We start from the raw sequence: 13502 nt of genomic DNA on the forward strand, positions 1-13502 counted from the left end.
GATTGTCGAATCGGTCCTGGCATGCCCCCTGTATCAGGGTTGCGTGCCTGGCCGTATTCTCGCACCGATGCGGATTGTCTGCAGGAGGCGGCCATATTCCTGGCCGCCCAACCAAGCCGTCAGGGCACGGCCTTGCGATACACCCGCACGTAGTCGACCAGCATCTTGCGCGGGAATGGCGTGCTCGCATCCGGATAGCCCGGCCAGTAGCCGCCCACGGCCAGGTTCAGCAGCACGAAGAAGGGATGCTCGAACACCCACTCTCCCTTGACCGTTTCGGGCGTGGCGGTGTGATAGTGGATGCCGTCGCGATACCAGCGGATCTGTTTCGGCTCCCATTCCACGGCGAACACGTGGAAGTCGTCGCCGTATTCCGCGCCTTCGAGGGCGCTGGCCTTGCTGAACGCGTGCTCGCCCGAGTAGCCCGGCCCGTGCAGGGTGCCGTAGGCATTGGCCGGCTCCTTGCCGATAATTTCCATGATGTCGATCTCGCCGCTCTTGGGCCAGCCGACCTGGCCGATGTTCGCGCCCAGCATCCAGAACGCGGGCCAGATGCCCTGGCCTTTCGGCACCTTGATGCGCGCCTCGTAGCGGCCGTACTGCGTTTCCTTCAGCCCGGCCGTCTTGAGCCGCGCCGAGGTGTAGTCCTTGCCTTCATGGCTTTCCTTGCGCGCCTCGATCACCAGGTGGCCGTCTTCCACGCGCACGTTCTCGGGCCGGTCGGTATAGAACTGCATCTCGTTGTTGCCCCAGCCATGGCCGCCGGTCTCGGGGAGCCATTTGCTGCGGTCCAGCGCCGTGCCATCGAATTCATCGCTCCATTCGAGGGTCCAGCCGGGCAGGCCGGTGGTGGCCGTGGGCTGCGTGGCGCAGCCCACGCTGGCGGCCAGCGCGAGCAGCGCGGCGAGTCGGGTCAACGTCTTCATATGTCTCCTTGATTCGGCCGTCATCGCGCCGCGGGCGTCGCCGCCTGCTGCTGCCTGACGTGCTTCATGATGTTGAGGAAGGTATCGGTCCAGTACTCCTGGCGATGCGCGGCGAGGAAGCCGACCAGCTCCTCGTGCGCCTGCATCGATACGCTCAGATGGTCGCCGCCGATGCCGTGGAAGGTGAACGCGATCATGGTGCCGCGTTCCCCCGCCTGCTTCACCAGCGCGATCAGTTCGGCGCCGCTCGCGCTCACCGGCGCGACCGAGGCCACCCGGTAGGGATCGACCGCCGCCATCGAGGCCGGCACGCCGGGGCCGGGGCCGGCCTTGATCGCCACGAAGTGCGCATGCAGCGCCGGCAGGTAGTCGCCACCGAGTGCTTTCACGTCGAAGCAGGGAGCGGTATAGGTGCGCTCGCGGCGGCCGTCGATCGCAGTGAGCATCGTGTTGGCGAGCAGGACCTGGTCTTGCATCTGCTCGCGCGTGGTGGTGTCGAGGTTGCGGTGCGGCGCGACCCAGGCGCGGTCCGGTCCCGCGCCCGAACACTGGTGGAACAGGCTGTGGTTGCCCAGCTCATGGCCGCCCCTGGCCGCGGCGCGCCAATCCTCCATGCGCCTGGCCACCGGCTCGCTGGACAGCTGCAGGAAGAACGTGCCCTTGATGCCGTGGCGGTCGAGCGCCGGGATGGCGTTATCGAGCTGCGAATCGAGGGCGTCGTCATACGCCAGGCTGACCGCCGCCCGCGCGCCGTTGGGCCAGGCGAAGGTGGCGTCCCGCGCGTGCGCCAGGCCAGTCCCAAAGAAGGTAATGCCGGCCACGAGAACGACGGTCCGGGTGATGAGGAAGGCAAGAAAGCGGTGCATCCATGCTCCATTTTGGAAACGTTACCATAACGTCAACCGACTATAGCACCGGCGAAAAATAGCTGTCAACGAGGGAAACGACAGGGTGCGTCTGCATTTGGTAACCGGCGCTCGCTCTTGTGCTGCACCAAAGTGTTGCAAAACTACGTCAAACACGGGAAACACACCATGGATATTCGGTTGACAATTTTTTTTCCTAACCCTAATATTCAGTCAAATTCATGGAAACGTTTCCATGACGCGAACAAGTCAGCTTCGTTCCCCCCAATGGCCGGCAAGGCCAAGGAGCCGAGGACACATGAAACAGCGCGACGCGCACCGGGCAATCCACGCAACGAGGCCACCGGCTACCCTCCGGCGGCCTCGTTGCGCCGCTTGGCGCGCGCCGCAGGTTTTCCTGGTCGGGAGGTGACCAGGCAAGGATGTAGAAACACGACGCATGCCGCAATGCGTCCGATTTGGCGGAGACACCGTAGCTAGGCGACGGTCATATTTATAAAAAAACAGGAGAAGACATGTACTATCCGAAGGCGAAACAGACTCTGATCAGCCTGGCAGTTGCCAGCGCATGTTCGGCATTCATCCCGGCATTCGCGCAGAGCCAAGCGACCGCGCCGGCCGAGACCGCGACCAGCGCCCCGAACCAGGCGACCGACGCCGCCAGCAACCCTACCGGCTCGATCACCGGCCCGGCGCAGCCGGGCGCCCAGACCGTGGTCGTGACCGGCATTCGCGCCAGTCTCGAATCGTCGCTGAACCTCAAGCGCAATGCGCAGGGCTTCGTCGACGGCATCGTCGCCGAAGACATCGGCAAATTCCCCGACACCAACCTGGCCGAATCGCTGCAGCGTATCTCGGGCGTGTCGATCGACCGCGAAATCGGCGAAGGCTCGAAGATCACCGTGCGCGGCGTGGGCCCCGACTTCAACCTGGTGCTGCTCAACGGCCGCCAGATGCCGGTCTCGAACCTGGGCGACCGCAACGGCCGTGCCTTCGACTTCGCCAACATCGCCTCTGAAGCGGTCTCGCAGCTGCAGGTCTATAAATCGAGCCGCGCCGAGACCCCGACCGGCGGCGTCGGCGCGACCATCAACGTGATCACCGCGCGTCCGCTGTCGCGCCCAGGCATGCAGGCCAGCATCGGCATCAAGGGCGTGCACGACACCTCGGCCACCAACCTGCCGGACGGCCTGCAGAGCGGCGACAAGGTCACCCCTGAAGTCTCGGGCATCTACTCCAATACCTCGGCCGACGGCCGCTTCGGCATCGGCATCTCGGCCAGCTACCAGGAGCGCAATCTGGGCTACAACCGCGCCTCGGTGCCGAATGGCTGGAAAGGCCCGTTCCGCGGCGACGACACCCAGTGGGGCACGATCCCGCAGCCGGATGCGTCGGGCGCGACCCCCGGCATCACCAACCGTCCGGGTCCGAACGACCTGTACCAGGTGCCGCAGAACCTGAACTACAACCTCTCCGGCGTGCAGCGCGAGCGCACCAACGGCCAGGTGGTGTTCCAGTTCGCCCCGACCAAGGACCTGACCACCACCCTCGACTACACCTACTCGGAAAACCGGATCCACACCCGCCGCAACGACATGTCGGCGTGGTTCAACTTCGGCCCGTCGTCGAGCAGCTGGACCGACGGCCCGTTCGCCGCGCCGCTGACCTACACCGAGATCATCCCGCTCGGCGTCAACGACATTGCCATGGGCGCCTCCGACTTCGCCACCAAGAGCGAGAACAAGTCGCTCGGCTTCAACGCCGCATGGCGCGTGAACTCGGCCCTGCGCCTCGAACTCGACGCCCACAGCTCGTCGGCCGAGTCGACGCCGGACAGCCCATGGGGTTCGAGCAATGTGATCGGCACCGCGAGCTTCAGCCGTGGCAACACCACCGCCGACTTCTCGCAGGACTTCCCGGTCCTCTCCATCGAAGGCGCGGACTTTTTGCGTTCGCCGCAGCAGGTCACCGGTTCGGTGTTCGAGAACGGCTATATGAAGACCGAAGTCGACCAGATCCAGACCCACGGCAGCTGGAAGGTGCTGGAAGCGTCCGAATTCAAGTTCGGCGTCGGCGCCACCAAGGTGAAATACCGCTCGGCGTTCTCGGTCCAGCAGCGCGACACCTGGGGCGGCGCGACCCCGGACTTCAACTACCCGGCCAGCCTGTTTACCCCGGATAGCCTCTCGAAGTACTTCGACCAGGTCGACGGCAGCGGCAACCCGAACCTGTTCAACCGCTTCCACACCTTCAACTTCGGCCAAATCCGCGACATCGTGGCGCAAGCCTCGGGCCTGCCGCAGCTGTACCTGCCGAAGACCACCTACGACACCGACCGTCGTACCGAGGAAAAGTCGAAGAGCCTGTACCTGCAGTTCAACACCGAGTGGGATACCCGCTACCCGATCAATACCGCGTTCGGCGTGCGCTACGAGAAGACCGACGTCAGGTCGAGCGCGCTGGTGCAGGTGCCGACCGCGATCAGCTGGGTCTCGCAGAACGAGCTGCCGGTACTGTTCGGCGATTCGGGCTTCACCACCCTGGACGGCAGCTATAACCACGTGCTGCCGAGCTTCGACGCCGACATCGCGTTCCGTCCCGACTTCAAGGGCCGCTTCAGCTACGGCGAGACCATCGGCCGTCCGCGCTACGACCAGATCGCCGGCGGCCAGGTGCTCGACACGCTGGCGCGCGTCGAAGGCGGCACCGGTTCGCAGGGCAACCCGGCGCTGGAGCCGGTCAAGTCGAAGAACATCGACCTGGCGCTCGAGTGGTACTATGGCCGCCAGAGCTTCGTCTCGATCAACCACTTCCGCAAGCACCTGGATAACTACGCCGGCCAGTCGCAGATCATCGCCCAGCCGTTCGGCGTGCGTACCCCAGTGGGCGGCGCCTACTGGAACGCGGCGCTGGCCAACGGCTGCGTGGTCGCGGACACCACCTGCATCCGCAACTACATCTTCCGCAACTTCAACGGCCAGGAAGGCGTGGTGCGCGGACCGGACAACGCGACCGGCGACGCCACCGGCACCATCACCGCGATCGGCTCCGATCCGGTGGCGGACTTCCGCATCACCTCGTACTCGAACCAGAAGAAGGCGCGTATCCGCGGCCTGGAATTCAACGTCCAGCACATGTTCGGCAACAGCGGCTTCGGCTTCCAGGCCAACTACACCTACGTCAATTCGGGCCTGAAGTACGACAACAGCAGCTTCGGCGAGCAGTTCGCGCTGGTCGGCCTGGGCGACTCGGCCAACCTGGTGGGTATCTTCGAGAACGACAAGTGGAATGTGCGCGCGGCCTACAACTGGCGCGACGAGTTCCTGTCGTCGACCTTCGACGGCCAGGGCCCTAACCCGAACTACGTCGAAAAATACGGCCAGCTGGACCTGAGCATCGGCTACAACGTCAACGACAACCTGTCGCTGTCTTTCGAAGGCATCAACCTGACCGACGAGATCCAGCGCATCCACGGCCGCACCAAGAACCAGGTGCTGTTCGTGACGCAGTCGGGCCCGCGCTACATGGTGGCCGCACGCTACAAGTTCTGATCGGAGCTTTGCCTGTGCCGTCGTTCGGGAGTAGACTTCCCGGATGACGGTATTGACGGCGGGTCGGCAACAGCCGGCCCGCCGTTGTCGTTTCACTGACACCCACTACAAGATAACGAGACATCCATGCCCAACATCGCCCTGCTGAACAATATCGAGCACAAGGACCTGCGCATCATCCACGGCCACCGCCCTGGCCTGGGCAGCGAAGTCGCCTGGGTGCCGACCTTCGCCGACGAATTCCGCTCGCTGCAGGCGCACTATCCGATCATCTTCCGCCAGCTGGACGACGGCGCCAACTACGAGGCGATCGCGCTGCTCGGCTTCCAGCAAGACGAGAACCTGTTCATCGAGGACGGCCGCTGGGATGCGCCGCTGGTGCCGTGGCTGCACGAGCGCCTGCCGTTCTACATCGGCCGCAACGGCGACGAACTGATGATCCAGGTCGACCTCGATCACCCGCGCATCAGCACGACCGAGGGCGAACCGGTGTTCAAGCCGCATGGCGGCAATACCGACATGCTCGAGAAGATGAGCCAGACGCTGTCGAACATCCACAACGGCGTGCAGGCCAACGCGGGCTTCCTCGAGGCCCTCAAGCGTTACGAGCTGCTCGATGCCTTCGTGCTCGACATCGAATTCGACAACGGCGAGAAAGCCCGCGTGGGCGGCTTCTTCACCATCCATGAAGAACGCCTGGGCGCGCTCGACGGCGCAGCCATCGCCGAACTGCATGCGGCCGGCTACCTGGCGCCGATGTACTTCGCGCTGGCCTCGCTGTCGCACTTCCGCGACCTGATCGACCGCAAGAACCGCAGGAACGCGCGCAATGGCGCCGCCAGTTAGACCGGTGCGCGAGGTCGCCGGGCTGCGTCCCGCCGACCTCGGCCCCGAGATCCTCGCATCCACCGAGCCGCTGCTCCTGCGCGGCCTGGTGGCCGACTGGCCGGTGGTGCAGGCCGCGCGCTCGTCACCGCAGGCCGCCATCGCCTACCTGCGCCGCTGGTATGTCGACGCCACCGTCAATGCCATGCTCGGGGCGCCCGAGATCGACGGCCGCTTCTTCTACAACGAGGCGCTGGACGGTTTCAATTTCCAGCCCATGCGGTTGCGGCTCGACGCCGTGCTGGGCGAACTGGAAAAACACCTGGCCACGCCAAGGGCGCCGGCCATCTACGTCGGTTCCACCACGATCGACGGCGCGCTGCCGGGCTTCAGGCGCGAGAACGACGTCGACCTGGGCCCGCGCGACCCGCTGGCCAGCATCTGGATCGGCAACCGCACCCGCATCTCGGCCCACTACGATCTGCCGGACAACCTGGCCTGCATCGGCGCCGGCCACCGCCGCTTTACCCTGTTCCCGCCGGGCCAGCAGCACAATCTCTACGTCGGCCCGATCGACCTGACCCCGGCCGGCCAGCCCATCAGCCTGGTGGATTTCAGGCAGCCCGATTTCGCGCGCTTTCCGCGCTTTGCCGAGGCGCTGGAGCACGCCCAGGTGGCCGAGATGGCTCCGGGCGACGCGATCTTCGTGCCCAGCATGTGGTGGCACCACGTCGAGGCGCTGGACGGCTTCAATGTGCTGGTCAATTACTGGTGGCGCCAGTCGCCGGACTGGATGGACACGCCCAACAACGCCCTGATGCACGCCCTGATGACGGTGCGCGACCTGCCCCCAAGCCAGCGCGCGGCCTGGGCCGAACTGTTCCGCCACTACGTGTTCGAGGCCGATGCCGATACCGCGGCACACATCCCGGAAGCCGCGCGCGGCCTCTTGGCGCCGCTCGACGACAATGCCTCGCGCATGGTTCGCGCGCAGCTCATCAAGCGCCTGAACCGATAATAAAAAAGGCCCGCAGCATGCCGCGGGCCTTTTTTCTTGCGCCGACGTCGATTACTCGGCGGCGATCTTCTCTTTATGCAGATTGGCGTACTTCACGCCGTAGTACATGATGAACAGGTAGCAGGCCGCCGGCACCAGGAAGGAAATCTGCAGGCCGATGGTGTCGGCCAGGATGCCCTGCGCGAACGGCACCACGGCGCCGCCGACGATGGCCATGCACAGGATGCCCGAGCCCTGGCCGGTGAACTTGCCCAGGCCGTGCAGCGCCATGCTGAAGATGGTCGGGAACATGATCGAGTTGCACAGGCCCACCGCCACGATCGCCCACATCGCCAGGCTGCCCTCGGTGAAGGTCGCGGTCAGGACCAGCGCGATCGAACCGAGCGCGGTGACCGCCAGCGATTTGCCCGGGCTCACGTAACGCATCACGGCGAAGCCGATGAAGCGGCCGACCAGGGCGCCGCCCCAGTACATGCTGACGTAGCGCGCCGCGTCGGCGTGCGACAGGCCGGCGATGTGCGGCTCGCCGATGAAGTTGATCAGGAAGCTGCCGATGCTCACCTCGGCGCCGACGTACAGGAAGATGCCCAGCGCGCCCAGCACCAGGTGGCGGTACGACATCGCGCCGCCCTTGGCGTCGACCGCGGCGGTGGTGTCTTCGAAGGCGATCTTCGGCAGGCGCGCCATGGCGAACATCACCGCCAGCAGCACCAGTGCGGCGGCCAGGCCCAGGTAAGGTCCTTGTACGGCTGCAGCTTCGGCCGCACGGTGCGCGGCCTGTTCGGCTTCCGGCAGCAGCGCCAGCTGGTCGGCCGAGAGGACGACCGTCGACAGGATCAGGATGCCGCCCAGCGCCGGCGCCACGGTGGTGCCGAGCGAGTTGAAGGCTTGCGTCAGGGTCAGGCGGCTGGCCGCGGTGCGCGCCGGTCCCAGTGCGGTGACGTAGGGATTGGCCGCCACCTGCAGGATGGTAATGCCGCTGGCCAGCACGAACAGCGCGAACAGGAACATGCCGTAGCCGCCGTTCGAGGCCGGGTAGAACAGGGCGCAACCGGCGGCCGCGATCAGGAGGCCCGTGACGGCGCCGTTCTGGTAGCCCAGGCGGCGGATCAGGGCGCCGGCCGGCAGTGAGACGATGAAATAGGCGCCGAAGAAGCAGAACTGCACCAGCATCGCCTGCATATAGGTGAGGGTGTAGATCGACTTCAGGTGCGGGATCAGGACGTCGTTCAGCGACGTGATCAGGCCCCACATGAAGAACAGGATGGTAACGATGACCAGCGCACCGGTGTGCTGGTTGCGCTCCCCGTCCACGGCCGCGCTGGCCACGGTGGGGTTCTGGATTGGGTTCTGCATGGAGTCTCCGTTGTTATTGCAGAGTAGCGATATGACCCGACAGCATAGCCGAAACCCCGCGCAGCGCGGGATATTGTTCGGTGATCAGGTAGGTCGGAATGCGCGACAGATAGTCACCAAGACGCCCCTTGTCCTCGAAGCGCGCGCGGAACGCGGATTGTTCGAAGATGGGGCCCAGGCGCGGCACGATGCCGCCGCCGATATACACGCCGCCGGTCGCGCCGAGGGTCAGCGCGACGTTGCCGGCCACGCTGCCCAGGATGGCGCAGAACACGTCGACCGAGCCGCGGCAGTCGCTCGACGACCCATCCAGCGCCGCGGCGCTGATGTCGGCCGCCTTGAGACGCTTGCCGGTGCGGGCCCAGTGGATCAGCTCCATGCCCATCCCCGACAGCAGGCGCTCGGCCGAGACGTGGCCGTATTCTCCCCACAGCGCTTCCAGGATCGCCACCTCGTCGCGGGTGACCGGCGCGAAGCTGACGTGTCCCCCTTCGCCGGACAGCGGGATCCAGCGCTCGCCCGCCGGTACCACGCCCGAGACGCCAAGGCCGGTGCCGGGGCCGACCAGGCCGATCGTCCGGTTCGGCAGCTCGATGCCGCCGCCGATCTGCCGGCGGCCGTCCTGGGCCAGGTGCGGCAGCGACATCGCCAGCGCGGCGAAGTCGTTCACCATCAGCAGGGTAGCCAAGCCCAGTTCGACGCGCAGGGCTTCGATTGAGAAGCTCCAGTGATGATTGGTCATCCTGATCTCGTCGCCCTCGACCGGATTGGCGATCGCGATCGCCGCATGGCGGACGGTGTCGACCGCGAACCCACGCGCCCTGGCATTGGCCAGGTAAGCGCGCATCGCCTCGCCCAGGCTCGGGTAGCCGGCGGCCGCCAGTACCTCGATGTCGTCGAACCCCGCGCCCGCAAGCGACTGCAGGGCGAAACGCGCGTTGGTGCCGCCGACGTCGGCCAGCAACCGCAGCCCAGTGGTCACCTCCTGCGTCATTTCAGTTCACCGCACTGCACGGCGCCTGCTTCCTTCGCCGCGCCGCCGGCGATCTCGATATTGGCGAAGGCCGCCGAGAACTCGGCATCGCTGGTGACGGCGAACGGCGTATCGACCTTGGCCAGGTCGAGGCCCTTGGCCTGGAAGCAGGCCAGCGGAATCGCGACGGTGTTCTTGGCGCCGACGGCCAGGCGCTTGAACAGGGCGGTCGCATCCAGGTCGACGCTGGTGGCACCCTGGCGCATCGACAGCGTCACCTTGCCGGCCGGGGCCTTGGCGACGATGGTGTCGAAGCGCAGTGCGCCATCCTTGACCGCGGCCGCCGGCAGCGTGATGGCGCGTGCGCCGCGTGCTTCCAGCGTGGCCGGGCCGGTCCAGGCGCCCAGCTTGGCGTCCTGCTGGGTATTGACATGGGCGGTGGTGACGGTGATGTTCGGCAGCTTGAAGCTGGCGTTCAGGTCGGCGCCGAGCACGGTGGTCTGCTGGCCGCTGCGAATGGCCAGCGGGTAGCTCAGGCGGTCGGCCTGGCTGAACACCGGGAAGGTGTTGCCGGCGCTGCAGCCGCCTTGCGGATAGCTTTCATCCAGCTTGCCCAGCTTGGAACGCGTCGCGACCTTCAAGCCATAACCGTAGGCGAACAGCGGCGCGTAATCCTTGTCGCCCACGTTCAGCTTGATCTGGCAGGCCGACTTCGGCCACGAGAATGGCAGCACGCCGCGGAAGTCGTGGCGCTGCTGGCCTTCGACCAGCAGGTCCGACACGCCCTTGCCCTCGGATCCCGGCAGCCAGGCCGAGATGAAGGTGTCCGAGAGGTTCAGCAGGTCGTTGGCGAACACCGGACGGCCGATGACCATCACCGTGACCACCGGCTTGCCCTTGCCGCCGACGGCTTTCAGCACGGCGAGATCTTCCGGATAGCGGCTGCTGTGGCGCAAGGTACCCGATGGGTGGATGTCGCCGTCGCCTTCGGCATACGGACGCTCGCCGATGACGGCGACCACGACGTCGAACTTCGACACGTCGACGCCTTTCGCATCGAGGCTGAAGGTGACGTTGTCCTTGCCGGCCGCTTCACGGATGCCGGTCAGGATGGTGTCGGCATTCTTGAAGTCGGCATTGGTGGTGGCAGTGCCCTGCCAGGTGATCGACCAGCCGCCGCTCTGGTTCGACAGCTCGTCGGCGCTCTTGCCGACCACGAGGATCTTCTGGCCGCGTTTCAGGGGCAGCGCCGGGCCTTCGTTCTTGAGCAGCACCAGCGATTCGCGCACCGCCTGGCGCGCCAATGCGCGCGCCTGCATGGCGTCGTCCTTGCCGGCATGGGCGTTCTGCACCGGGCTCTTGTCGAACAGGCCGGCGCGCAGCTTGACGCGGATGATGCGCGACACCGCGTCGTCGATGCGCGACATCGGGATCTCGCCTGCCTCGACCTGCTTGATGGTGTTGGCGATGAAGGCCTTCCAGTCGTCCGGCACCATGACCATGTCGTTGCCGGCATTGATCGCCTGGGCGCAGCTGTCGTTGCGGCAGCCCTTCACTTCGCCGTGGCCGTTCCAGTCGGTGACGACGAAGCCGTCGAAGCCCATCCTGGTCTTGAGGATGTCGGTCAGCGCTTCCTTGCTGCCATGGAGCTTGCCATACTCCTTGCCGCTGGCGGTATCGGTCCAGCTGTTGAACGAGGCCATCACGGTCTGCGCGCCCGCGTTCAGGGCCGGGAAGTAGCCGGCGCCGTGGATGTTGATCAGGTCGGCCTGGCTGGCCTCGGTCACGCCGCGGTCCTTGCCGTTCCTGGTGCCGCCGTCGCCGATGAAGTGCTTGGCGGTGGCGATGGTGTTGGCGTCGTCCTTGAACGCGCCCTGCATGCCCTTCACGTATTCGCCGGCATAGCTGCGCACGACCTCCGGATGCTCGGCATAGCTTTCGTAGGTGCGGCCCCAGCGGTCGTCGCGCACCACGGCCAGCGTCGGGCCGAACACCCAGGCGATGCCGGTCGCGCGCACGGCCTTGGCGGTGGCGGCGCCGATCTCGCGCATCAGCTGCGGATTGCGCGCCGCACCCAGGCCAATATTGTGCGGGAACAGGGTGGCGCCCGGCACGTTGTTGTGGCCATGGACCGCATCCGTGCCCCACACCACCGGCACCTTGATCGCCATATCGGTCTTCATCGAGGCCTCGTGGTAGGCCTGGGCCAGCGCCAGCCATTCCTTCGCGTCGGCCGCCTTGTTATTGTTTGGCCAGCTGCCGCCGCCGTTCAGGACCGAACCGAGGTAGTACTTCGTCACGTCTTCCGGCCTGGTGGTCTTGATCTCGGGCTGGGTCATCTGCCCGACCTTCTGGGCCAGGGTCATCTTGCTGACGATTTCCTGGACCCGCTTCTCGATCGCGTCGTCCTTCTTGATGGCGCTGGTCACGCGCGGCCAGTCGGCCAGCCTGGTGTCGACCGGGGCGGCAGCGCCGCAGATGGCCGGCAGGACCAGGGCGATGGAAAGGGCCAGCGTGGAAGGACGAAGCTTGAAGGTCATGGGTTGTCTCGCTTTATTTTATGTTGATGTGAAAGCTCATTCCTGGCGCAGGAAGGAACCATACCATTTGCCGCTGTTCTTCAGGCGGCGCTGCTGGGTGGCGTAATCGATGTGCACCAGGCCGAAGCGGCGCAGATAACCTTCGGCCCATTCGAAGTTGTCGAGCAGGCTCCAGGCGAAATAGCCCTTGATTGGCGCGCCCTGGTCGATCGCCTCCTTCATCGCGGCCAGGTGGCGCATCAGGTAGTGGCGGCGCTGGACGTCGTCGATCTCGCCATCCGGGCCGACGGCATCCTCGAAGGCGGAACCGTTCTCGGTGACGTACATCGGGCCCGGGTGGTAGTCGTTCTCGATGCGGGTGAGCAGTTCAGTGAAGCCTTCCGGCGACACCGGCCAGCCCATCGCGGTGATCTCGCCGCTGGTGGTCGGCAGCACTTTCGCGTCGAGCGGCGCGTGCCCTTCTTCGTGCTTGATGACCTCGGGGAAGTAGTAGTTCACGCCCATGAAGTCGGTCTTGACGGCGATTGCTTCCATATCGCCCGGCGCGACGTCGGGCGCCGCGGCGCCGAACCGTTCGCGCGTGGCCTCCGGATAGCCGCGGCCGAACAGCGGGTCGAGGAACCAGCGGTAGCGCAGGCCGTCGTGGCGCTCCATCGCGGCTTTATCTTCCGCGCTGTCGCTGGCGGCGCGCAGCGGGTGCAGGCTGACCGCCATGCCCACTTTCGCATCCGGCACGTTGGCGCGGATCAGCGGCACTGCCTTGCCGTGCGAGACCAGCACATTGTGCGCGACCTGCAGCGCGGCCTTGAGGTCAGTCTTGCCCGGCGCATGCCAGCCTTCGAAGTTGCCGATGATGGCCGTGCACCACGGTTCGTTGTGGGTGATCCAGTGCTTGACCCGGTCGCCCAGGGTGCGCGTCATGGCATCGGTGTACTCGAGGAAGGCATCGATGGTGGCGCGGTTTTCCCAGCCGCCGGCGTCCTGCAGCGCCTGCGGCAGGTCCCAGTGGTACAAGGTGGCCCATGGCTGCAGACCGCGTTCGAGCATGCCGTCGACCAGGCGCGAATAGAAGTCCAGGCCTTGCTGGTTCGGCTGGCCATTCACGCCGGTATAGATGCGCGGCCAGGCGAACGAGAAGCGGTAGGCGTTCAGGCCCATGCCGCGCGCGATGTCGAAGTCTTCCGGCCAGCGGTGATAGTGGTCGCAGGCCACCAGGCCATCGGAGCCGTCGCGGATCGTGCCGGGGGTGGCGGCGAAGCGGTCCCAGATCGATTCCACGCGGCCGTCTTCACGGCCGGCGCCTTCGATCTGGTACGACGAGGTGGCGCAGCCCCACAGGAAGTCGCGGGCGAAATCGCTGCGCTGCGGCGCGGAAGGCTCGGGTCGGGTGGCAGTGGTCATGGTCTCGCTTCAGGTTTTGGTGTTGTACTCAATTAAATTTTGGGAC

9 protein-coding genes are annotated in these 13502 nt (G+C 65.8%); 3 read left to right on the plus strand and 6 right to left on the minus strand.

The features are described from left to right. Positions 1-119 precede the first annotated feature (119 nt). Positions 120-926 carry a glycoside hydrolase family 16 protein gene (locus SOM28_RS14955; RefSeq protein WP_320468585.1) on the minus strand — a complete coding sequence of 269 codons (807 nt, stop codon included), beginning with the start codon at positions 924-926 and terminating at the stop codon, positions 120-122. Between the two features lie 20 nt (positions 927-946). After that, on the minus strand, positions 947-1792 hold the full coding sequence (locus SOM28_RS14960; RefSeq protein ID WP_320468586.1) for a polysaccharide deacetylase family protein: 846 nt from the start codon (positions 1790-1792) through the stop codon (positions 947-949). A 515-nt stretch (positions 1793-2307) separates the two neighbouring features. On the opposite strand from SOM28_RS14960, the gene SOM28_RS14965 reads away from it, so the two are divergent. The 3 genes from SOM28_RS14965 to SOM28_RS14975 all read left to right on the plus strand — a co-directional run bounded on the left by SOM28_RS14965 (position 2308) and on the right by SOM28_RS14975 (position 7186). Then, positions 2308-5343 (plus strand): TonB-dependent receptor, encoded by a 3036-nt coding sequence (locus tag SOM28_RS14965; protein ID WP_320468587.1) that lies wholly within the window; start codon positions 2308-2310, stop codon positions 5341-5343. A 126-nt stretch (positions 5344-5469) separates the two neighbouring features. Then, complete coding sequence (locus tag SOM28_RS14970) at positions 5470-6189, plus strand: SapC family protein (RefSeq protein ID WP_320468588.1); 720 nt, start codon at positions 5470-5472, stop codon at positions 6187-6189. Further along, the gene (locus tag SOM28_RS14975) at positions 6173-7186 is read left to right on the plus strand and encodes a cupin-like domain-containing protein (protein WP_320468589.1); all 1014 of its coding nucleotides are present in this window, start codon (positions 6173-6175) and stop codon (positions 7184-7186) included. Before SOM28_RS14970 ends, SOM28_RS14975 begins: the two co-directional genes overlap by 17 nt. Positions 7187-7237: 51 nt before the next feature. On the opposite strand, the gene SOM28_RS14980 is transcribed toward SOM28_RS14975, so the two are convergent. Genes SOM28_RS14980 through SOM28_RS14995 form a run of 4 tightly spaced genes read right to left on the minus strand, consistent with a single transcriptional unit; the run spans position 7238 to position 13456 of the window. Beyond that, on the minus strand, positions 7238-8542 hold the full coding sequence (locus SOM28_RS14980; protein ID WP_320468590.1) for a sugar MFS transporter: 1305 nt from the start codon (positions 8540-8542) through the stop codon (positions 7238-7240). 13 nt (positions 8543-8555) lie between these two features. Next, positions 8556-9524 carry a glucokinase gene (locus SOM28_RS14985; RefSeq protein WP_320468591.1) on the minus strand — a complete coding sequence of 323 codons (969 nt, stop codon included), beginning with the start codon at positions 9522-9524 and terminating at the stop codon, positions 8556-8558. Between the two features lie 8 nt (positions 9525-9532). After that, on the minus strand, positions 9533-12055 hold the full coding sequence (locus SOM28_RS14990; RefSeq protein ID WP_320468592.1) for a glycoside hydrolase family 3 protein: 2523 nt from the start codon (positions 12053-12055) through the stop codon (positions 9533-9535). Between the two features lie 36 nt (positions 12056-12091). Continuing rightward, positions 12092-13456, minus strand: a complete 1365-nt coding sequence (locus tag SOM28_RS14995) for a GH1 family beta-glucosidase (RefSeq protein ID WP_320468593.1) — start codon at positions 13454-13456, stop codon at positions 12092-12094. Between the last annotated feature and the right edge of the window lie 46 nt (positions 13457-13502).

The organism is Massilia sp. CFBP9026 (genome assembly GCF_034045165.1).
Lineage (GTDB): Bacteria > Pseudomonadota > Gammaproteobacteria > Burkholderiales > Burkholderiaceae_D > Telluria > Telluria arenae.